General features: G+C 67.0%; 21 protein-coding genes and 1 pseudogene. 11 read left to right on the forward strand and 11 right to left on the reverse strand.

Going from position 1 to position 21,304, the window contains the following annotated elements:
* Both ACETK3_RS11920 and ACETK3_RS11925 read left to right on the forward strand, forming a co-directional pair.
* Positions 1-948: a polysaccharide deacetylase gene (locus ACETK3_RS11920; protein ID WP_236799694.1), complete on the forward strand. Its 948-nt coding sequence runs from the start codon at positions 1-3 to the stop codon at positions 946-948.
* A gap of 43 nt (positions 949-991) precedes the next feature.
* Complete coding sequence (locus ACETK3_RS11925; RefSeq protein ID WP_373992967.1) at positions 992-2,218, forward strand: amidohydrolase; 1,227 nt, start codon at positions 992-994, stop codon at positions 2,216-2,218.
* Here ACETK3_RS11925 and ACETK3_RS11930 read toward each other — a convergent pair.
* Positions 2,215-3,051, reverse strand: a complete 837-nt coding sequence (locus ACETK3_RS11930) for a helix-turn-helix transcriptional regulator (protein ID WP_236799692.1) — start codon at positions 3,049-3,051, stop codon at positions 2,215-2,217. The two genes, ACETK3_RS11925 and ACETK3_RS11930, sit on opposite strands and share 4 nt — an antisense overlap.
* An 85-nt stretch (positions 3,052-3,136) precedes the next feature.
* Between ACETK3_RS11930 and ilvD the strand changes: the two genes are divergently transcribed.
* The 6 genes from ilvD to ACETK3_RS11960 all read left to right on the forward strand — a co-directional run bounded on the left by ilvD (position 3,137) and on the right by ACETK3_RS11960 (position 9,372).
* On the forward strand, positions 3,137-4,996 hold the full coding sequence (gene ilvD / locus ACETK3_RS11935; protein WP_236820505.1) for a dihydroxy-acid dehydratase: 1,860 nt from the start codon (positions 3,137-3,139) through the stop codon (positions 4,994-4,996).
* A 334-nt stretch (positions 4,997-5,330) separates the two neighbouring features.
* Positions 5,331-5,849 carry a hypothetical protein gene (locus ACETK3_RS11940; protein ID WP_236820503.1) on the forward strand — a complete coding sequence of 173 codons (519 nt, stop codon included), beginning with the start codon at positions 5,331-5,333 and terminating at the stop codon, positions 5,847-5,849.
* A gap of 80 nt (positions 5,850-5,929) precedes the next feature.
* Entirely contained in the window at positions 5,930-6,748 is an 819-nt protein-coding gene (locus tag ACETK3_RS11945; protein WP_236799689.1) for an oxygenase MpaB family protein, read from the forward strand.
* Positions 6,741-7,637 (forward strand): DUF817 domain-containing protein, encoded by an 897-nt coding sequence (locus tag ACETK3_RS11950; protein ID WP_236820502.1) that lies wholly within the window; start codon positions 6,741-6,743, stop codon positions 7,635-7,637. The genes ACETK3_RS11945 and ACETK3_RS11950 overlap by 8 nt, the downstream gene beginning before the upstream one ends.
* Before the next feature lie 61 nt (positions 7,638-7,698).
* Positions 7,699-8,964 carry an MFS transporter gene (locus tag ACETK3_RS11955; RefSeq protein WP_236820501.1) on the forward strand — a complete coding sequence of 422 codons (1,266 nt, stop codon included), beginning with the start codon at positions 7,699-7,701 and terminating at the stop codon, positions 8,962-8,964.
* A 12-nt stretch (positions 8,965-8,976) separates the two neighbouring features.
* A complete protein-coding gene (locus ACETK3_RS11960) occupies positions 8,977-9,372 on the forward strand; it encodes a cupin domain-containing protein (RefSeq protein WP_236820500.1) in 396 nt (131 codons plus the stop codon).
* A 76-nt stretch (positions 9,373-9,448) separates the two neighbouring features.
* On the opposite strand, the pseudogene ACETK3_RS11965 reads toward ACETK3_RS11960, so the two are convergent.
* The 7 genes and pseudogenes from ACETK3_RS11965 to ACETK3_RS11995 form a co-directional block, all read right to left on the reverse strand.
* Positions 9,449-9,869: pseudogene (locus tag ACETK3_RS11965) on the reverse strand (universal stress protein).
* A gap of 100 nt (positions 9,870-9,969) precedes the next feature.
* Positions 9,970-10,521 carry a hypothetical protein gene (locus ACETK3_RS11970; RefSeq protein ID WP_336885535.1) on the reverse strand — a complete coding sequence of 184 codons (552 nt, stop codon included), beginning with the start codon at positions 10,519-10,521 and terminating at the stop codon, positions 9,970-9,972.
* A complete protein-coding gene (locus tag ACETK3_RS11975; RefSeq protein ID WP_336885534.1) occupies positions 10,464-11,303 on the reverse strand; it encodes an NtaA/DmoA family FMN-dependent monooxygenase in 840 nt (279 codons plus the stop codon). The genes ACETK3_RS11970 and ACETK3_RS11975 overlap by 58 nt, the downstream gene beginning before the upstream one ends.
* A complete protein-coding gene (locus tag ACETK3_RS11980; RefSeq protein WP_373992968.1) occupies positions 11,303-12,682 on the reverse strand; it encodes an LLM class flavin-dependent oxidoreductase in 1,380 nt (459 codons plus the stop codon). The genes ACETK3_RS11975 and ACETK3_RS11980 overlap by 1 nt, the downstream gene beginning before the upstream one ends.
* An 18-nt stretch (positions 12,683-12,700) precedes the next feature.
* Entirely contained in the window at positions 12,701-13,462 is a 762-nt protein-coding gene (locus ACETK3_RS11985; RefSeq protein WP_236820499.1) for an ABC transporter ATP-binding protein, read from the reverse strand.
* Complete coding sequence (locus tag ACETK3_RS11990; protein ID WP_236799682.1) at positions 13,438-14,292, reverse strand: ABC transporter permease; 855 nt, start codon at positions 14,290-14,292, stop codon at positions 13,438-13,440. Before ACETK3_RS11990 ends, ACETK3_RS11985 begins: the two co-directional genes overlap by 25 nt.
* On the reverse strand, positions 14,289-15,410 hold the full coding sequence (locus ACETK3_RS11995) for an ABC transporter substrate-binding protein (RefSeq protein WP_236820498.1): 1,122 nt from the start codon (positions 15,408-15,410) through the stop codon (positions 14,289-14,291). The genes ACETK3_RS11990 and ACETK3_RS11995 overlap by 4 nt, the downstream gene beginning before the upstream one ends.
* Before the next feature lie 403 nt (positions 15,411-15,813).
* Here ACETK3_RS11995 and ACETK3_RS12000 point away from each other — a divergent pair, with 403 nt between their 5' ends.
* Complete coding sequence (locus tag ACETK3_RS12000; protein WP_236799680.1) at positions 15,814-16,221, forward strand: VOC family protein; 408 nt, start codon at positions 15,814-15,816, stop codon at positions 16,219-16,221.
* 34 nt (positions 16,222-16,255) lie between these two features.
* Here the strand turns inward: ACETK3_RS12000 and ACETK3_RS12005 are convergent, their stop codons facing one another.
* The gene (locus tag ACETK3_RS12005; RefSeq protein WP_236799679.1) at positions 16,256-17,149 is read right to left on the reverse strand and encodes a helix-turn-helix transcriptional regulator; all 894 of its coding nucleotides are present in this window, start codon (positions 17,147-17,149) and stop codon (positions 16,256-16,258) included.
* 140 nt (positions 17,150-17,289) lie between these two features.
* On the opposite strand from ACETK3_RS12005, the gene ACETK3_RS12010 reads away from it, so the two are divergent.
* Both ACETK3_RS12010 and ACETK3_RS12015 read left to right on the forward strand, forming a co-directional pair.
* Positions 17,290-18,306, forward strand: coding sequence for a zinc-dependent alcohol dehydrogenase family protein (locus ACETK3_RS12010; protein WP_373992969.1), 1,017 nt, complete (start codon positions 17,290-17,292; stop codon positions 18,304-18,306).
* A gap of 159 nt (positions 18,307-18,465) precedes the next feature.
* Positions 18,466-19,506: an NAD(P)-dependent alcohol dehydrogenase gene (locus ACETK3_RS12015; protein WP_236799677.1), complete on the forward strand. Its 1,041-nt coding sequence runs from the start codon at positions 18,466-18,468 to the stop codon at positions 19,504-19,506.
* A gap of 98 nt (positions 19,507-19,604) precedes the next feature.
* On the opposite strand, the gene ACETK3_RS12020 is transcribed toward ACETK3_RS12015, so the two are convergent.
* Together ACETK3_RS12020 and ACETK3_RS12025 are read right to left on the reverse strand one after the other, a co-directional pair.
* Entirely contained in the window at positions 19,605-20,642 is a 1,038-nt protein-coding gene (locus ACETK3_RS12020; RefSeq protein WP_373992970.1) for a nitronate monooxygenase, read from the reverse strand.
* An 86-nt stretch (positions 20,643-20,728) separates the two neighbouring features.
* The gene (locus tag ACETK3_RS12025; protein ID WP_373992971.1) at positions 20,729-21,187 is read right to left on the reverse strand and encodes an SRPBCC family protein; all 459 of its coding nucleotides are present in this window, start codon (positions 21,185-21,187) and stop codon (positions 20,729-20,731) included.
* Positions 21,188-21,304: the final 117 nt, after the last annotated feature.

A 21,304-nucleotide genomic window follows, 5' to 3' on the forward strand; every position in this document is an offset into this window, starting at 1 on the left:
GTGAACCAGCCCGCCATTGCGGACGCCCTGCACAGCATCACCTGGCCCAACGGTGCCAAGGCCGCCGCGTCCTTCACCTTCGACGTCGATGCCGAATCCTGCACCATCGCCCACGATCCCACCAGCACCCGGCGCATGTCGCTGATGACCCACCAGTCCTACGGCCCCAAGATCGCGGTGCCGCGGCTGCTGAAGATCCTGGAGCGCCAGGACATCAAGGCCACGTTTTTCATCCCCGGCTTCACCGCAGAGTCCTACCCTGATGTGGTGCGCCGGATCGTGGCCGACGGACACGAGGTGGCCCACCACGGCTACCTCCATGAACCCATGCAGGGCATCAGCGCCGCCACCGAGGCCAGCTACATCGACCGCGGCCTGGAGGCCCTGGCAAAGGTGGCCGGGATTCGGCCCGTGGGCTACCGGGCACCGTGGTGGGAGCTGAACTGGCACTCGCCGGGCCTGCTGGCGGACCGCGGCTTCCTCTACGATTCCAGCCTGCTCGACGGCGACGCCCCCTACCGCTTCGCCGTCGCCGCCGATGATCCCAGGGACCTCGTGGAGATTCCCGTGGACTGGACCCTGGACGACTGGGAACAGTACGCCTTCTACCCCGGCGTGACCGGCAGCGGCGTGATCGAGAGCCCGGCCAAGGTGCTGGAAATGTGGACGCTTGAAGCCGAGGCACACCACTCCCAGGGAAGCTGCTTCGTGCTGACCAACCACCCGTTCATCTCCGGCCGGCCGTCCAAGGCTGTGGCCCTGGAGCAGCTGATCGAGCGGGTGAAGAGCATGGACGGCATGTGGGTGACCACGATGGAACAGATCGCCTTGCACACCAGGGCCACCGTGAACGAGGTCCACACCCACGCCCGGATCGACGTGCCGGTATTCCCGGGCGCGGGTGCACAGTTTCAGCCGGCCGTGGTGCGGCAGGGGGTGCTGGCCTAGAGTGGCCGAAGAGGCCGGCGCCGCCGGCCGGGAGGAGCTCCGCATGGACGTCAGGGACAGCAGCTTCGAGCAGGAACTGGCATGGCAGGTACCGCTCTACGAGCAGATCCACCGGAACCCCGAGCTTGGCCTTGCCGAACACGCAACATCCGCGGCCGTCGCGGCGAAGCTGGCCGGCTGGGGCTTTGACGTCCGGCACTTCGGCGGTACCGGCGTCGTAGGCGTTCTTGCCAACGGCGCCGGTCCCTGCGTCCTGGCCCGGGCGGACATGGACGCCCTCCCCGTCACCGAGGCCACCGGCGCATCGTACGCCTCCGCCGTTCCAGGGGTGATGCACGCCTGCGCGCACGACATGCACGTGGTGGCCCTGCTGGGCGCGGCAAAGTACCTCGCTGACCACCGGGACACTTGGCAGGGCACCTACGTTGCCCTGTTCCAGCCGGCGGAGGAGACGGCAGCGGGTTCCCAGGCAATGCTCGACGACGGCCTGGCCGCCGGAATCCCGCGGCCGGACATTGCGCTGGCCCAGCACGTCATGCCCACCGAGGCGGGAACCATCGGCACCACGCCGGGACCCGTGCTGTCCGCCGGCGATTCCCTCCGGATCACCGTCCACGGCCGCGGAGCCCATGGATCCATGCCACACAAGGCGGTGGATCCCGTGGTGCTGGCAGCCTCGATCGTCCTTCGCTTGCAGACCGTGGTGTCCAGGGAAACCACGCCGGGGGAGTTCGCCGTGCTGACCGTTGGATCGGTGAACGCCGGGGCCACCGCCAACATCATCCCGGACCGCGCCGAACTGCTGCTCAACCTGCGGACCTACAGTATGGCGACCCGGAGCCAGATGATTGCAGCCATCGAACGCATTGTCCGCGGCGAGTGCGCTGCGGCTGGCTCGCCGCAGGAACCCGGGTTCGAGTACTACGACCAGTACCCGCTGACCAGCAACGATCCGGAGGCCAACACCCGGGTCACCGCGGCCTTCACCAGGTCCTTCGGGTCGGATGCCGTCTACCGCACCGCCCCGCAGACGGCGTCCGAGGATTTCAGTCGCATCCCCGACGCTTTCGGGAGTCCCTACGTGTACTGGATTGTCGGTTCCGTTCCCCGGGACCTTTACCGCCGGGCCGTGGAAGCGGGGACTGTGGACACGGACATTCCGGCCAACCACTCGCCGTTCTTCCTGCCGGCCGTGGACCCCACCCTGCGCATGGCCACGCAAGCACAGGCCACCGCGGCCTTGGCTTACCTTGGCACCGGCGCCGGTTAGCCGGCGGCAGCCATCAGGGACTGCATCTGCGCGGCGGCGTCGCTGCCGGGGGCCGGCGTGTAGACCACGATGTGCAGGTCCGGCCGGTCCGACGGGGACACCTGGTGGTGCTCCAGCTGCAGCACCCCCACCGCGGGGTGGTGGAAGAGGCGCTCGCGGGATTCAAAGCCCAGGATGTCGTAGAGGTCCCAGCCCTGCCGGAACTCCGGGCTCGCTTCCTTGAGCCGCTCCACCTGGTACTGGATGTCGGGATCGCCCAGCCGCTGCCCGGTCTCGGCCCGGAACTCGGCAAGGAACCTCTTGCTGGTGGTTTCCCAGTCGGGGAGCAGGTCCCGGACATAGGGGTCCGTGAACACCAGCCACAGCAGGTTCCGGTCCGCCGGCGTCACGGTGTCGATGTTGGGGTAGAGAGCTGCGTAGGCCCTGTTCCACCCGGCCACGCCCCAGTCCGGGAACAAGGCGAAAGCCGGATTGGGATCCAGCGCATCCATCAGTCTTTGGATGTGGGGCGGTGCCGTATCGGCGGCGGGGCTGGCGGGAGCGGCCGACGCGTATCCGCCAAGGGACAGCACATAGCCAAGGCCTGTACTTGAAAGGTGCAGTGCGCGGCTGACCGCTTCCAGGACCTGGCGGGACGGGCTAATGTCGCGGCCCTGTTCAAGCCACGTGTACCAGGTCACGCTGACGCCGGACAGGAAGGCAACCTCTTCACGCCGCAACCCCCGCTCACGGCTGCGGCCAATCGGGGGCAGGCCATAGTCGGCCCGCAGCGCCTGGTCGCGCCGGGCCCGCAGGAAGAGGCCAAGTTCTTTGCGCCGCCCGGGATCATTCACCCGTAAATACTATTACTCTGGTACTCCCACTACTAGGAGCAGCGCTGTCTTCCGCGTCACTCCCCGACCAAGCAGGATGGTACACATGCCTGCACTCCGCTCTAAAACAGTCACCCACGGCCGCAACATGGCCGGCGCCCGCGCACTGCTGCGCGCCTCCGGCGTCGCCAACTCGGATATCGGCAAGCCGATCATTGCCGTGGCCAACAGCTTCACCGAATTCGTCCCCGGCCACACCCACCTCGCCCCCGTGGGAAGGATCGTCTCCGACGCGATCCTCGCCGCCGGCGCCGTGCCGCGGGAGTTCAACACCATTGCCGTGGACGACGGCATCGCCATGGGCCACTCCGGCATGCTCTACTCGCTGCCGTCCCGCGACCTGATCGCCGACTCCGTGGAATACATGGTCAACGCCCACTGCGCCGACGCCCTGGTCTGCATCTCCAACTGCGACAAGATCACTCCCGGCATGCTCATGGCCGCGCTGCGCCTGAACATTCCCGTGGTGTTTGTCTCCGGCGGCCCCATGGAAGCCGGCCGCGTGACCCTGACCGACGGCTCCGTGCGCTCCCTGGACCTGGTGAACGCGATCGCCGACGCCGTGGACGAGTCCATCTCCGACGCCGACATCAACCTCATCGAAGAGAACGCCTGCCCCACCTGTGGATCCTGCTCCGGCATGTTCACCGCCAACTCGATGAACTGCCTCACCGAGGCCATCGGCCTGTCCCTGCCCGGCAACGGCTCCGTGCTGGCCACCCACACCGCCCGCAAGGCGCTGTACGAGAAGGCCGGCGCCACCGTCGTCGACCTGGTGAAGCGCTATTACGACGGCGACGACGACTCCGTGCTGCCGCGCTCCATCGCCACGGCCAAGGCGTTCGACAACGCCATGGCCCTGGACATCTCGATGGGCGGCTCCACCAACACCATCCTGCACCTGCTGGCCGCAGCCCAGGAGGCTGGTGTGGACTATGGACTGGCCGAGATGGACGCCAAGTCCCGCCAGGTCCCTTGCCTGGCAAAGGTGGCGCCGAACGTTGCCAAGGACAAGACCTACTACATGGAGGATGTGCACCGCGCCGGCGGCATCCCTGCGCTGCTCGGCGAGCTGAACCGCGGCGGCCTCCTGCACAAGGACGTCCACTCCGTGCACTCCGCCGACCTCGACGGCTGGCTGGATGACTGGGACATCCGCGGCGGCAAGGCCACGGAGGAAGCCAAGGCCCTCTGGCACGCGGCCCCCGGCGGGGTCCGCTCCTCCACCGCTTTCTCCCAGTCGAACGAATGGACCTCCCTGGACACCGACGCCGCAGGAGGCTGCATCCGCTCCGTGGAACACGCCTACTCCAAGGACGGCGGCCTGGCCGTGCTCCGCGGCAACGTGGCCGTCGACGGCGCCGTCGTGAAGACCGCAGGCGTGGATGAGTCCATCTGGACGTTCTCCGGCCCGGCCGTGGTGTGCGAGTCCCAGGACGAGGCCGTGGAAAAGATCCTGAACAAGTCCATTAAGGAAGGCGACGTGGTGGTCATCCGCTACGAGGGCCCCAAGGGCGGACCGGGCATGCAGGAAATGCTGTACCCGACGTCGTTCCTCAAGGGCCGCGGCCTGGGCAAGAAGTGCGCCCTCATCACGGACGGCCGCTTCTCCGGCGGTACCTCCGGCCTGTCCATCGGGCACATCTCCCCGGAAGCTGCCTCCGGCGGCGCCATCGCCCTGGTGGAGGACGGCGACATCATCAGCATCAACATCAGCGAGCGCTCCCTGCAGTTGGAGGTCTCCGATGAGATCCTTGCTGAACGCCGCGAGAAGCTGCTGATCAACGGCGGCTACAAGCCCAAGGACCGGGACCGCCAGGTGTCTGCCGCGCTGCGTGCGTACGCCGCGATGGCCACGTCCGCGGACAAGGGGGCTGTCCGGGACGTGTCGCTGCTGGAGCAGTGACTCCTTCCCCGGGTGGGGGAGGGCAGGTCCTCCGGCCCTCCTCCACCCGGGGGAACCGCGCCACACTTAAGGGGTCAACGTCAGGCCCAAGGAGGGTGTGGTGCGCAGGTTCGTGGCAGCCCTTGTACCCGTAGCCCTTTTCCTTGCCGCGTGTGCGCCGCAGTTGGGAAGCCAACAGCCCACTGCTTCAGCTTCCGGCCCTGCCAGTACCTCCGCGATGGCGCCGAGCGCGCCGGCCGCGCCAACGCCGTCGAGCGTTCCCCCTGCGCAGGTTCCGACGGCGCCCGGCAACGCCGGGGAAAGATGGACCACGTTTACGACGGCGGATGGCACCATGGCGTTCGACCTCCCCGACGCCTGGAGCGTCAAGGATCCGGCGGGGGAACTGGCCGAAGGCGGCGGGGCGTTTGCGGAGGTGCGGAACCAGGCCGGCAAGGTGATGGCGACGCTGCGGACCAACATGGCCACGGGATCCACGTGCACCGAGAGGTTCCCCTATGAGGTCCTGGACAGCGCAGACCTCCCCGTACTGGCCCAGGGCGGCGTGGTGCCACACTTCATTTTCGAGACGAGGGGCAACGCTGCCATCCCCGGTCCGCCCTACACCCCGGCGGCCGGCTACGGCATCACGTCGGGCCCGATGCCAGGCGGCCCCGACGCCTGCCCCATCTTCCAGTTCTTCACATGGCCGCCGAACAGTGCCATGTTCGGCGCGTTCTACGACCCGGCCAACAACGCCACGCCGGGGGACCCGTCGCTGCCTTATCTGGAGCAGGCAAGGAAGTACCGGGATACGGCCGAGTACGCGCACATCAGGAAGATGATCATCTCGCTGCGGCCTGTTGCCAAGTGACCCAGCTACCGGCACGGGCGAGCTACCACAACGGGCCGAAGGGCCCATCCGCTGTCATACCCCTCCGGTACTCTTTTCCCATGGTGCAGGGAGTTGCCGATTACCGGGCAGAAGGCATAATGCTCGCCGGGGCGGGACGCGCCATCCTGCTGCAGCTTGCCAACCCTGCCATCGGCCGCGGCGTCGCGGCACACAGTACCTTCACGCAACGCCCGGTTAACCGGCTCAAGGGCACGCTCACGTACGTCTACGCCATCACCTACGGAAACGATGAGCAGGTGAGGGAAGTCCGGCGCAGGGTGAACCGGGCCCATGTACCCGTCCGCCGCGGTGCCGACGAATCGTCCGCCGGCTACAACGCCTTCGATCCGGCGCTGCAGCTGTGGGTGGCAGCAACTCTTTACGACACAGCGCTCACCATCATCGAGAAGATTCACGGCCCGCTCGACGACGAGACCGCCGATGCGATGTACCAGGACTATGCGCGGATCGGTACCGCCCTTCAGCTTCCGCCGGGGATGTGGCCGAAAGACAGGGCGGCCTTCCGCCACTACTGGGAGGAGCAAGTGTCTGCCCTCCGCGCTGAGGAAGAGGGCGTCCGCGTTGGACGGGGCCTGCTGTTTCCCAGGCGTACGGCCCTTTGGTACCGCGCCATCATGCCACCGGCCCGGTTCCTCACGGCCGGGCTCCTTCCCGCCCAGCTACGGCAGGACTTTGGCCTGGAATGGAGCGATCGCCACCAGCGCAGGTACGACCGGTCCTGGCGCGTTATTGCCGTGGCCTACCCCAGGCTTCCGCGCGGCATCAGGCACTGGTTCAAGGACTACTGCCTGGCAGAGCTCGAAAAAGATTTGCGCAGGAACCGCCAGCCAAGCCGGCACCAGGGGATCAGTGCGTAATTCAACTTCAGTTGAGCAGCGGATCGACGAACGGGCCCGCCGCTTCCTGGCCGCGGCCCCCGCCGGTGGTGCCAAAGCGAAGCTGACAGAGTTCGTTGTCTTCGCCCTCAAGCAGGGCTGGGCCTGCATCTTCGGCGCCGCGCTGCTGGCGGTGCTCATGGCGGCCAGGCTCTGGTACCCGGACCACGCCGGCCTGGCGCGCAATGATTTCCTGACCGTCGCCGCCGTCGTTATCCAGATCCTGATGGTGGCGTTCAGGCTGGAAACCCTGCGCGAGCTGCGGGTGATCGTCCTGTTCCATCTGGTGGGGACCGTGATGGAGCTGTTCAAGACCGATATGGGTTCCTGGTCCTACGAGGCCGAAGGCGTCCTGCGCATAGGTGCCGTGCCGCTCTTCAGCGGGTTCATGTACGCGGCCGTTGGCTCGTACATGGTGCGCGTCTACCGGCTCTTCGACCTCAGGTTCGCGGGCTATCCCCGCCGCTGGATCACGGCCATCCTGGCCTCCGCCATTTACGCCAACTTCTTCACCCACCACTACATCTGGGACCTGCGCTGGGTGCTGCTCGCCGCCGTCACGGTGGTGTTTGGCCGGTGCGTAATGCACTTCCGGGTATTCCGCCGGGAGTTCCGGATGCCTCTGGTGGTCGCGTTCCTGCTGGTGGCATTGTTCATCTGGCTCGCAGAAAACATCGCCACGTGGTCCGGCGCCTGGCTCTACCCCAGCCAGGTGGACGAATGGCACCCCGTCGGCCTGGAGAAACTGGTGGCCTGGTTCCTGCTGATGATCATCTCCGTGGTGCTGGTCGCCTGGGTCTACAAACCACAGCCGCCGGAAACAGACAACATACCGCGGCGGGAAGCTCCGTCAACGGCCGTGCTCCCCTAAGGAGGGTCTGGCAAAACCCGTTTCAGCAGGGCCCTCGCTACGACTTTGGCAGCGCGGTTTGATGGAAACCATGGCCCCCGAAGCAACAGTCACAAATATCAGTGCGCCCCAAAAACCCGACGGGCAGCACCCTGCGCACTGGGGCGGCGTGTATGCGATGTCGCTGTGCGTCTTCGCGCTGATCGCCTCCGAGTTCATGCCTGTAAGCCTGCTGACGCCAATGGCCGCCGAGCTCCAGGTCTCCGAAGGGATGGTGGGGCAGGGCATTGCGATCTCCGGCCTGTTTGCAGTCCTGACCAGCCTTTCGGTGGCCACGCTGGCCGGCAGCATGAACCGGAAGACCCTGCTGCTGGGACTGACCGGGCTCATGGCCCTCTCCGGTGCCCTCGTTGCGTTGGCTCCGGGATACCTGCTCTTCATGGTGGGCCGCGCCCTCATTGGCGTGGTGATTGGCGGGTTCTGGTCCATGTCCGCGGCAACTGCGATGCGGCTGGTGCCTGCCTCCAAGGTGCCCCGGGCCCTGGCGGTCTTCAATGGCGGCAATGCCCTCGCCACAGTCCTGGCCGCACCGCTGGGCAGCTATTTGGGCTCCATTATCGGCTGGCGCGGGGCATTCTTTTGCCTGGTCCCCGTGGCGCTGCTGGCACTCGTCTGGCAGTGGATCAGCCTTCCATCCATGCCGGGCGGGACACGTCCTGCGGGAACCGGGGGCATCTTCGCGGTTTTCCGGGAGCTCAAGAACAAACCCGTCGCCTGGGGGATGGCCGCCTGCGGGTCCTTCTTCATGGGGCAGTTCGTCCTGTTCACCTACATCCGCCCGTTCCTGGAGACGGTGACCCGCGTCGACGCGGCCACGGTATCCCTGGTTCTCCTGGTGATTGGTGCCGCGGGATTTGCGGGCACCCTGCTGATCGGCCGTTATTTGGGGAAGCGGCTGTACCGGACGCTGGTTGCCATCCCGGTGCTCATGGCGATCATCGCCGCCGCCCTCGTTCCTACCGGTGACTGGCTCGCCGCCGTCGTGGTTCTCCTGGGACTTTGGGGCCTGATGTCCACCTCCGCGCCGGTGGGGTGGTGGAGCTGGATCGCCAAGGCCATGCCGCACAACGCCGAGGCCGGTGGCGGATTGATGGTGGCCGTCATCCAGACCTCGATCGCCCTCGGTTCAACTCTGGGCGGAGTCCTGTTCGATTCTGCCGGCTACCGCGGCACCTTCCTGGCCGCTGCCGCAATCCTTGCGGCGGCGACCGTCCTGGCGTTCATGACGTCCCGCGTTACAGACCGAACTGCCGGGACATCCAACACACTGTCCAGCAACCCCGACTAACAGGAGGAGAACATGAAGTACACCAAAAGCGGCGGCCAGACCGGCGCCGGACCGGCGGAATGGTTCACCGGAACCGTGCAGATCGACGGCATCCGGAACCCTGACGAGCAGTCGGCCATCGGCTGTGCGCATGTGCGGTTCGCCCCCGGTGCCCGCACCGGTTGGCACCACCATCCCAAGGGCCAGACCCTCTACGTGACCGACGGGGTTGGGCTCGTGGCCCGGCGCGGCGGCGAAATCCAGGAGATTCGTCCCGGCGATGTGGTCTACATCGAGCCGGGCGAGGAGCACTGGCACGGGGCCACCCCGGAGCGGTTCATGGCACACATCGCCATGCAGGAGGCCGATGCGAATGGGCAGGTGGTCACGTGGCTCCACCACGTTACCGACGAGGAGTACGGCGCCTGACCCTTTCGCCGAAGAAAGCGGGCGGACGACGGCGGGAGGTCCCGCCGTCGTCCGCCCACCTTTGCTGCGCGGTAGGTCAGTCCTCGTAGGTGTTCGCGATGTAGACATCGCACGGGGCGTTGTGCGCCACGCTGTTGGCCACACTGCCCAGGAGCCGGCCGATGCCGCGCATCCTCCGGTTGCCCACCACGATCACGCGGGCATCCAGGCGGACGGCTTCCTTGATGAGGGAATCGGCCGGCTTGCCGCGCTGCGAAGTGCGTGATTTCCACTCCCGGATGCGATGCGGCCAGGGACTTGGCCACCATCTCCGAGCTGTCGGCGTTGGAGATCCGGACCTTGTCCGATCCCACGCCAAAGGTCTCCGCGTTTTCAATTTCAAAACCAGTCACCACGTGCAGTGACGCTCCCAGCGACTGGGCGAGGTCCAGCGCCACCTCCGCAGCCTTCCGTGCCGACTGGCTGGCATCCACACCTACAACAACTACATTGGCCATGCGCCCGCTCCTTCGTATAGTCCTGCTAAACGTCCATCTGTCAGTCTAGGGACTACCCGCGTGGAGCCTCTTGTACTCACACGGCGCTGTGTCAGGAAAATCAATGCACCGCAGCCCCGACCCTGTCTGCCTTCTTCGCATACTGGCTGTTGGGCCGGTCGAGGCCGAAGTGCTCCCGCAAAGTCCGGCCCGTGTACTCGGTGCGGAACAATCCGCGGGCCTGGAGGATGGGAACCACCTCATCAGCGAACGCCTCAAAGCCCCCGGGCAGCCACGGCGGCATGATGTTGAATCCGTCCGCGGCGCCGCCCCCGAACCAGCGCTGGATCTCGTCCGCCACCTGCACGGGGGTTCCGGCGAATACATAATGCCCGCGGGCGCCGGCGAACCGGTGCAGCACCTGGCGGACCGTGAGGTTTTTGCGGCGGATGATGTCCAGCACCAGCTGGCTGCGGCTGCCTGCGTTGCCGGCCGCGGCCAGCAGATCCGGTGGGAATTGCCCGTCCAGCGGCACGCCGTCCAGGTCGATACCCAGCAGCTTCCGCAGGATGCCCAGCCCGTACTCCGGCTGGGTCAGTTCATCGAACTCCTGCTTCAACGCCCGGGCTTCGGCCTCCGTGGAGCCCAGGTAGGGGCTGATTCCGGGGAGCACCAGGAGGTGGCCTGGGTCGCGGCCGAACGCCGCCGCCTGCTCCTTGATGTCGGAGTAAAAGAGGCCAGGGACTGGTGCGCGGTGAACACGGCTTCGGCGTGTTCGGCCGCGAAAGCCTTCCCGTCCGCAGAGGACCCGGCCTGGACGAAGACCGGACGGCCCTGCGGGGACCGCGGGGTGTTGAGCGGACCCGCCACCCGGAAGTACTTGCCCTCATGGCCGATTTTGTGGATCAGGGACGGGTCGGCGAAAAGTCCGCTGCCGGCGTCGGCCACCACGGCGCCGTCCTCCCAGCTGTCCCACAACTTGCCAACCACGCGGACGAACTCGTCGGCCCGGGAGTAGCGTTCAGCGTGCGGTGGGTGTTCATCCAGTCCGAAGTTCTGCGCCGCACGCTCCGCGCCGGTGGTCACGATGTTCCAGCCTGCGCGGCCCTTGCTGAGGTGGTCCAGTGAGGCGAACAGCCGGGCGGCGTTGTAAGGCTCCAGGTAGGTGGTGCTGGCCGTGCCAATCAAGCCGATTCGTTCAGTGGCCACCGCGACGGCGGACAGCCACGTGAAGGGTTCGATCCGGAACCGGGTGGCGTACTGCACGTTGCTTTCCAGTGCCGGCCCGTCCGCGTAGAACACTGCATCCAGCTTGGCGGCCTCCGCCCGCTGCGCCAGCTCCTGGTAAAAACCGATGTCCAGCAGCCGGTCCGTCTGCGACTTCGGGTGCCGCCACGCAGCCTCGTGGTGGCCGCCCGGGTAGATGAAGAGGTTGAGCTTCAACTGCCGGCCCATCAGAACGCCGACCCAATGGACGCCAACTCCGGCACCGCAGCACCCTCGTACTGGTTTTCCGGCCGGCCCAAACCGTAGTGCTCCCGCAGCGTTTTTCCGGCGTACCCGGTCCGGAACAGGCCTCGCTCCTGCAGGATGGGCACCACCTGGTCCACGAAGGTTTCCAAGCCGGACGGGAGCACCGGCGGCATGATGTTGAAGCCGTCCGCCGCGCCGCCGTCGAACCATTCCTGGATGGCGTCCGCCACCTGCACGGGGGTCCCCGTGAAGGTCCGGTGCCCGCGGCCGCCGCCCAGCCGGCCGATCAACTGGCGGACAGTGAGCTGCTCGCGGCGGGCCAGCTGCACGATGAGCGTATAGCGGCTCTTGGCTCCTTCTATCTCGTCCTCGCTGGGCAGGTCTTCCGGCAGCTGGCGGTCCAACGGCAGGTCCTCGGGGTCCACGCGAAGAGTCCTGGCAAGCTGGATCCGCGCGTACTCGGGTTTAATCAGGCGGTCCAACTCCCGCTCGAGCTCCAGTGCCTCTTCCCCGGTGGCGCCGATGACCGGCACAATTCCCGGGAGGATCTTGATGGTTTCCGGGTCCCGCCCGGCGGAAGCGGTGCGGGCCTTCAGGTCGCGGTAGAACTCCTGCGCGTCCGCGAGGGTCTGGTGGGCGGTGAAGACGGCGTCGGCGTACTTCGCGGCCAGGCCCTTGCCGTCTTCCGACGATCCCGCCTGCACGATCAGCGGGTGTCCCTGTGGGGAACGCGGAACATTGAGCGGGCCACGGACCTTGAAGTGTTTGCCTTGGTGGTCGATGGCGCGGATTTTTTCCCCGTCGCCCCACACGCCCTCCGCCTTGTCCGCCAGCACGGCGTCGTCCTGCCAGCTGTCCCACAGCTTCTGCGCCACCTCGATGAATTCGGCAGCACGCTCGTACCGGACGGCGTGGGCGGGCTGGTCGTCCACGCCAAAGTTGCGTGCGGCGTCCGGGCCAGCAGTGGTCACCACGTTCCAGCCGGCCCGCCCGCTGCTGGCCCAGTCCACCGACGCGAAGCGGCGGGCCAGGTTGAAGGGTTCGTTGTAGGTGGTCGAGGCAGTGGCGATCAGCCCGATGCGCTCCGTCGCGCCGGCGATGGCGGTGAGCAACACCGTGGGTTCCAGTTTGCCGGCCGGGCGCCTGCCCACCTCGCCGAAGAGGACGGGGGAGTCGGCAAAGAAGATTGAGTCCAGCTTACCGCGCTCGGCGGTACGTGCCAGCTGCTTGTAGTGCTCCACGTCGGTGCTGGCCTGCGGGTCGCTCTCCGGCAGCCGCCACGATGCTTCATGGTGGCCCGTGCTCATGAGGAAGGCGTTGAGGTGGAGTTTGCGGTTTTTGGGCTGGCTATGGGAAGTCATGGGAGTCCTTTTCAGCTATCAGCGGCCGACGGCGGCCGGTTCAGGGGTGTGCGCGGGCTCGACGCCCAGCGCGGTGAGGAGGTCGCGGCGGAGGGCTTCATGCCCTGCGGCGTCCGCGGAAGAGCGGATTTCCGGCGACACCGGGCGGACGGTGGCGATGCGGCCGTGGTCCAGGACCACGATCCGGTCGGCCAGCGCGATGGCCTCGTCCACATCGTGGGTGACCAGCAGAACGGCGGGCCGGTGTGCGGCCACCAGGTCCTGGAGCAGGCCGTGCATCTTGATCCGGGTCAGCGCGTCAAGGGCGCCGAAGGGTTCGTCGGCCAGCAGCAGCTGCGGTTCGCGGACCAGGGACCGCGCCAGCGCCACGCGCTGCTGCTCGCCGCCGGAAAGCTGGTGCGGCCAGGCCTTTTCCCGCCCGGCGAGTCCCACCTCGGCGAGGGCCTTGCGGCCCCGGGCCTCGGCGTCGTGCTCCCGGATACCCAGGGTGACGTTGCCCAGCACGGTGTCCCAGGGCAGCAGCCGGGAGTCCTGGAAGACCACGGAGACGCGCTCAGGCACGCTGATCACGCCGCTGCCGCGGACGTCGTGATCCAGCCCGGCGAGGGCGCGCAGCAGGGTGCTCTTGCCGCAGCCGCTGGGGCCAAGGAGGGCCACGAATTCGCCCGGGTCGATGTCCAGGTCCACCCCGTTCAGAACGCCTTTCGGGCCGAAACCGCGGATGAGGTCCCGGACGGAAACTGCGGAGGCGGTGGTCAGCCCGCCAGGGTGCGCTGCCATGAAAGGGCCTTTCGTTCGATGAAGCGGACAATGCCGTCGGAGAGCAGGCCAAGGATGCCGTAGACGGCCAGGCCCAGGACGATGATGTTTGTTTGGCCGTAGGTGCGGGCGAGCTCCATCATGTAGCCGATCCCGCTGGTGGCATTGATCTGTTCCACCACCACCAGGGATACCCAGGCGCCGGTGACCGCGAAGCGGAGGCCCAGGAAGAACCCGGGAAGCGCGCCGGGGAGGACCACCTTGCGGATGAAGCCGGCCCGGCTCAGGCCCACCGTCTGGGCGAGCTCCACGAAGCGCAGGTCGATCCCGCGCAGCCCTGCGTGGGTCTGCAGGTAGACCGGGACGAAGACGCCGAGGGTGATGGTGAGGACCTTCATGGTTTCGTCGATGCCGAACCAGAGGATGAGCAGCGGGATCAGGGCCAGGCCCGGGATGGCGCGCTTGATCTGCACCGGCCCGTCGATGAGCGCCTCACCCACCCGGCTCAGCCCGGACAGGAGCGCCAGGGCGGCGCCCACCAGGATGCCGAAGAACAAGCCCAGGCCGGCGCGCTGGGCGGAGATGGCCAGGTTTTCCTGCAGCTTGCCGTCCGCGATCAGTTCACCGGCGGTGGCCACCACAGTCCAGGGTTCGGACATGATCCTGGGGTCAAGGAGCCCCGTGGCGGAAAAGACTGTCCAGAGCAGCAGCAAAACGGACGGACCCACCCAGGCGAGCCGCCGTCGTCGTCCGGGCCCCAGCTTCTTGGCCGCGGGCCGGACGTCTTCCCGCCCGGACAGCACCGGGTCCTGGTGCGGCGCCACGGTGGTGCGCTCCAGTACGGCGCTCATGCCGCACCTGCCTTTCCGGCGGAAGCAAACGCAGTGCCGGCAATGGACTCGAAGCGGGTGTCATAGAGGTCTGCCGCCTTCAGTTGTGGCTTCTTCTGCTCGCGGGACAGGAGATCGACGGTTTCCTGATGCCGTTCGATCGCGTCGGTCCACGAGGTGGGCAGGTCGCGCTTGCCCGTTGCGTCGATCAGGTACTGGCCGTCCTCCCGGGACAGGCCCTGGTCCTTGACGTAGTAGCCCTCCAGCCACTCGGCCGGGTGGTCCTCGATCCAGCGCTGCGCCTTGCCCCACACCTTCGCATACGCGGCAAGGGCTGCCGCCTTCGCGGGATCGGCCAGGACCTTGGCGGGGGAATAGAGGAGGCTGGGATCATCCCGAAGGCCGTGGCGGAGGGTGGTGGCGCCGTCGGCCCTGTATTTGGCCAGGTACCGCTTGATCTGCACGCCGCCCAACGGAGCCGCGTCCACCTGCTTGCTGGCCAGGGCGGTGGCGTAGGCGTCCCCGGTGCTGGGCAGTTCCACCAGCTTGACGTCCTCCTGTTTGAGCCCGGCCTTGTCCAGGATCCGCAGGACCAGGGCACCCTGCGCCTGGCCCGGGCTGTAGGCCACCTTTTTGCCGCGCAGGTCCTCAAGCCGGCTGATGCCCGCTCCCGGTGCCACGCCGAGTTCGTAGATGGGGTGGTTCACCGCATCCTGCCGGTAGCCGGCCGCGATGACGCGCACGTCCAATCCGGTCCAGGTGGCGTGGATGGGCGGAATATCCGCCACGGAGCCCACGTCCAGGGCGTTGGCCCGGAAAGCTTCGGTGGTTTGCGGACCGCCGGAGATGTTGGCGAACTCCACGGTGAAGCCGTCAAGGTCCTTGATCAGGCCGGACAGTTCCAGTGCGACCTTGATGCTGGGATCGCCCACCTTGATGCTGGTCCCCGCGGGCACTGAGGCGGCCAATGGTTCCAGGGCGCTTTGGCTGTTGCGCTGGCTGCCTGCGGTTGCCGTTCCCCCGCAGGCAGCCAGCAAGCCGGCGCCGGGGACCGCCAGGAGAGCCACCAGGGCGCGGCGGCGGGTGAAGGACGGGGCTTGTTGGCGGGAGCGGGGCGGCGGGGATGACGGGAAGGACATGGTGTTCCTTTCGGGAAAGATTCCGGGTACGACGACGAGACCCGGGATGTGTGCCCGGGTGGACGTGCAAGGTGAGTGGGTCCGCCTTGAACGGCGGGGTGCGCGAGCTTGTGGGTGGTGCTTCGTGGTGCTGCATGCGGCCTGGCCGGTGCCGTGACAACACCTAAACACGGCCCGCCGGGCATTGGCCAGCGTCACGCAACGGACGCTAAACGCGGCGAAATGGCACTACTTATGGCGCCATCCGGAAGACAAATTGGGACCAACGAGGACAATCAGGGCAACCCGGCGCCATAAACCGCAACCCGGGCTCACGTGACTGGCCGTGCCGTGCAAGCAGGCCCTTGGCGACGGGAGAGGCTCCCCGGCCGCGGGCGGACCCCGGTGTCTGTAGGCTGGCGGAATGACCGCACCCCAGATCTACGTCAGCTTTCCCGGCACGGCGCGTGAGGCACTCGGATTCTATGCGTCCGTTTTCGGTGGTGAGCTTACCCTCCACACAAATGCGGAGTTCGGCCGGACGGATGGTGCCCCGGATGCGATAGCGCACGGCGAACTCAGCGGCGTTGTTGCCTTGGCGGGGTCGGACACGCCTCCGGGCGGGACGAGCGCCCGGTTTGAAGGCCTAATGCTCTCCTTGCTCGGTACCGCTGAGCCTGCAGTTCTCCACGACTGGTTCAACAAACTCAGCCTTGGCGGCCGGGTGGTTGACCCTCTTGCGGCCAAGCCTTGGGGCGCCTCTGATGGCCAGGTCATCGACCGCTACGGGCTCCACTGGCTCATTGGCTATGAGCCCGGCGCCGACGCTTAGTGCCAGCCCAAGGGCTGCGGGCCGGGGCAGGTTCCTAGCTGCCCACCTTTGCCTGCGCCGTTTCCACAATGTTTTCAGTGACCGCCCACGACGCCAGGAGCTTCAGGGCCTCAGCGGACGGGCTTCCGGGTGTGGCCGGATAGACCGTAAGGGTATGTCCGGGGTCCTCTTCCAGCCCCAGGACCTGGTAGTTCAGCTCAAGAAGGCCCACCACGGGGTGCTGGAAGAACTTGGTCCCGGCGTAGTGGCGGCGGACGTTGTGGGCGGCCCACAGGGTGCGGAACTCGTCGCTGCGCATGGACAGCTCCCCAATCAGTTCGGCGATGCCCTTGTCATGCGGGTTGCGGCCGGCCTCGCGGCGGAGGATGGCCACGTTGGTGTTAGCCGCCCGGTCCCAGTCCGTGTAGAAATTGTGGGCGCGCGGATCCAGGAAGATGAACCGGGAGTGGTTGGCCGGCCGGGACGGATTGCGGTACATGTCCGAGTAGAGGGCGTAGCCCAGGGTGTTGGCGGCCACGATGTCCAGCCGGTTGTTGCCGATGAAGGCCGGCGCGTCCGTGATGGCGTCCAGGAGGTACTGCAGCTCCGGCCGAACCTTTGACGGGGACGCGGCACCCGCGCTCGCCGCCCGCTTGCGGCCCGATGTGTTGGCCGCGCGGGCCAGGTCGTAGAGGTGGTCGTGCTCGGCGCGGTCCAGTTCCAGCGCGCCGGCAATGGCATCCAGGACGCTGTCCGAAACACCGCTGAGGTTTCCCCGTTCCAAGCGCGTGTAGTAGTCCACGCTGACACCGGCCAGCCGCGCCACCTCCTCGCGCCGCAGCCCCGGCACCCGCCGCCGGCCACCGTACGGTTCGATGCCTGCCTGCTCCGGGGTGATGCGTCCACGGCGTGAGGACAGGAACTGTCGGACCTCGGCTCGGTTATCCATATGGAACACGTTACGGCGCCCGCGGCGGCGCTAAGGAGGTTCTGCCAGAACCAGTTTCAGCAGGGCCCTCGCAAACGGTTCCCGCGCCGGGTTTGATGGGAGTGTCCGCTTTCAGCCTTTCACCCTTTGGAGGAGTCAGCATGCGCGCAACCATCATGCACGCCCCCGGCGACGTCCGCGTCGAGGACCGGGACAAGCCCGCCATCCAGCAGCCCACGGATGCCGTGATCAAGGTTGTTGCCGCCTGCGTCTGCGGGTCGGACCTGTGGCCCTACCGCGGCGCCGACACCCTGCACGAACCCAGGCCCATGGGCCACGAGTACGTGGGGATGGTCGAAGAGGTGGGCGCGGACGTGAAGAATGTGCAGCCGGGCCAGTTCGTCGTCGGCTCCTTCTTTGCCTCGGACAACACCTGCGAAATCTGCCGCTCCGGCTACCAGAGCGGCTGTGTCCACCGGCAGGGCGTAGGCGGCGCCCAGGCCGAGTACCTGCGCGTCCCGCTGGCGGACGGCACCCTGGTGGCCACCCCGGGAACGCCCGACGCCGGGAAGGTTCCGTCGCTGCTGGCCGCCTCCGATGTGTTGGGAACCGGATGGTTCGCCGCCAAGGCGGCCGAGGCGGGACCCGGCAAGACAGTCGCGGTAGTGGGCGACGGCGCCGTGGGACTTCTGGGCGTCCTCGCGGCGAAGCAGATGGGTGCCGAACGGATCATCGCCATGTCCCGGCACGCGGACCGGCAGGCCCTGGCCCGGGAGTTTGGCGCCACCGACATCGTGGAGGAGCGGGGGGACGCAGGCGTGCAGAAGATCAAGGAGCTCACGGATGGGCTCGGTGCGCACTCCGTCATCGAGGCGGTGGGCACGCAGGAATCGATGATGCAGGCCATCCACGCCACCCGCGCCGGAGGCCACGTGGGGTTCGTAGGAGTATCCCACGATGTGGCGCTGCCCGGCCGGGACCTGTTCTCCTCGCTCGTGCACCTGCACGGCGGGCCCGCTCCCGTCCGGCAGTACCTGCCCGAGCTGATCGACCTGATCCTGGGCGGTGGGATCAACCCTGGAAAGGTGTTCGACCTCGAGCTCCCGCTTGACCGGGCCGCAGAGGGGTACAAGGCCATGGATGAACGCCGCGCCATCAAGGTGCTCCTCCGCCCGTGACAAGTTAGTCCGAATGAAGTCCGCGTCCCATCACTTCTGCCAAAGGTAGGACTCAGAAGACCAGGCACAACAGGGCCACCCTTGCCCGCCCATTTCCGGGGTTTGCTCCGAACAACCCCGGTAGCATTTAGAAGTCCCCCAACAGATCACAGGAGAACCATGACTACCGTCAAGGCTTATGCATCCCCGTCCGCCACGGAGGACCTGGTGGCAACCACCATCGAGCGCCGCGAAGTGGGTCCTCACGATGTCCTGATCGACATCAAGTTCGCCGGCATCTGCCACTCGGACATCCACACCGTCCGCGGTGACTGGGGCCCGCAGCAGTACCCCCTGGTCCCCGGCCACGAAATCGCCGGCATCGTCACCGAGGTCGGCTCCGAGGTGACCAAGCACAAGGTAGGCGACCGCGTTGGTGTTGGCTGCATGGTCAACTCTTGCCGGGAGTGCGTCAACTGCCAAAAGGGCGAGGAACAGTACTGCCTCAAGGGCAACGTTGGCACCTACGGCGCCGTTGACCGCGATGGCACCATCACCCAGGGCGGCTACTCCACCCACGTCGTGGTGACCGAGGACTTCGTCGTGACCATCCCCGAGGGCATCGACCTCGACGTCGCCGCACCGCTGCTGTGCGCCGGCATCACCACGTTCTCACCCCTGCGCCACTGGGGTGCCGGCCCCGGCAAGAACGTTGCCGTCGTCGGCCTTGGCGGGCTGGGCCACATGGCCGTCAAGCTCGCCCACGCCATGGGCGCCGAGGTGACGGTCCTGTCGCAGTCCCTGAAGAAGCAGGAAGACGGCCTGAAGCTGGGCGCTGACCACTACTACGCCACCAGCGACGAGAACACCTTCTCCGAGCTCGCCGGCTCCTTCGACCTGATCATCAACACCGTCAGCGCCTCCATTGACATCAGCTCCTACCTTGGCCTGCTGAAGCTCGACGGCGCCCTGGTGAACGTCGGCGCTCCCGCCGAGCCGCTCCCCGTCAACGCCTTCGCACTGATCGGCGGCCGCCGTTCCTTCGCCGGTTCCATGATCGGCGGCATCCGTGAAACCCAGGAGATGCTCAACTTCTGCGCCGAGCACGGCCTGGGCGCTGAGATCGAGGTCATCCCGGCCGAAAAGATCAACGAAGCCTACGAGCGCGTCCTTGCCTCGGACGTCCGGTACCGGTTCGTGATCGACACCGCCACCCTCTAAGGCACCACGCACGCATGGCGGGCCGGCTCCCAAAAGGGGCGGGCCCGCCGTCGTGCTTTAAGGAGCGGACGACGGCGGGCCAAGCCTTTCGGCAGGGCTTACGGCGCGAGGCTCTTCAGGATTGACGCCGCCGGGCCCTCCACGACGTTCCGGTAATTGATGCCGGCCCACAGATTCAGCCAGTCCGGTTCCCCTGCCGCCGCAGCCGCGGCGCGCAGGGGAGTGGTGAGGTGGTGGATCTCGGGATAGCCGTAGGGGGCGTCGCCATCATGGCGGCGCATGAACTCGTTGTGCAGGCCCCTGGCGTTGCGGCCGGAGAAGACCCGGGTGACGGCCGTGGTGGTGAAACGGTGCGACGACGTCAATGCGGCCCGGTGGGCGGCCTTGGTTCCGGCTTCGTCCGCGCAGAGGAAAGCGGTGCCGGCCTGGACCGCCGCGGCACCGACGGCGAGTGCGGCACGGGTGTGCTCCGCAGTGGCGATGCCGCCGGCGGCAATGAGCGGCACCTCAAGGTCGGACAGCTCGCCCAGGATCCCGTGCAGGGGCACCAGCGGGGGAGGCGCGTCGGCCTTGAATGTGCCACGGTGGCCGCCGGCCTCGGGGCCCTGCACGCACAAGGCGTCGGCGCCTGCCGCCAGCGCCCGAAGCGCCTCTTCACGGCCCGTGACCGTGGCTATCACGTACATCCCGCGCTTCCGGAGTTCCTCCACCACACTGGATTCGGGGAAATCGAAAGTGAATGAGACCACGGCCGGTGCGAGCTCCAGGAGTACTTGGAGCTTTTGGTCCCAGTCGTCATCGTCGTGCTTGGGCTCTCCCAGGCTGACACCAAACCGCTCAGCGTCAGCCGCCAGCAAATCGGCGTACTGCTGCAGGGCTTCGGGGCTGATGACCGAGGGCTGGGGGACAAAGAGGTTGACACCGAAAGGGTGCGTTGTGAGCGACCTGACTGCTTCGATCTCTGCACGCATGGCCGCGGCACTCTTGTAGCCCGCCCCAAGGAAGCCGAGCCCGCCGGCGGAGCTCACCGCAGCCGCCAATTGGGCTGTGGAGGGTCCGCCGGCCATCGGGGCCTGGACGACGGGCAGCGCCAATGACTTGAGACTGAACCTTTGGCCGTGGTGCTGCGTGTCCATCTGCCCTCCCAATCGTCTGCGCGTACCTGACGAATGCTACGCCGCTACGCTCTTTCGTTCGACGAGGCAGGGGCCTGTCGCCACGATCAGCTTTGGCCGGCTTCGACCAGGAGCTTGAGGTTCTCGAGGGTCTGTTGGCGCGCCCGTTCCTGCATGCGCTCAATGATCAGTTCATCAGCGAACTTCCCCACGGCGCTGCCCGGAACGTTGTAGTCGAACTCTGCGGTCACCATGGTGGTCCCGTTTCCGTCCGGGGTGTAGTCCCATGTTTGCCAGCCCTTGAGCGGGCCATCGAACTCCAGCCGCAGTCGCTGTCCACCGTTCGGAGTCTGCTCCCTGCCGGTCACGCGGGTGGTCACGTGGAACGGGACACCCGCCATGAGGTACTTGTGCTCGACGACGGTTCCCACACCGCCGTCGCCCTCAATCTTCTCCGCCTCACCGAGGTTGACCCACCACGACGCCCAGTGCTTCGGGTCCGACGCAACCTCGACAACGCGGTCCACCGATGCGTTGATCGGCGTGCTCACCTTGATATGGCCCATGGGAATCTCCTCGTGCTCGCGGCCGGATAGTTGGTGATGAGCAGACGCTATCGGCAGCCTGCCGGGCCAAACAGGGGCCAAAGCCCCGATGGGGCCCTTGGGCGCGGGCAGCAAAAA

The sequence above is a fragment of the Arthrobacter sp. E44 genome (assembly GCF_041877125.1).
Taxonomy (GTDB): Bacteria; Actinomycetota; Actinomycetes; order Actinomycetales; family Micrococcaceae; genus Arthrobacter.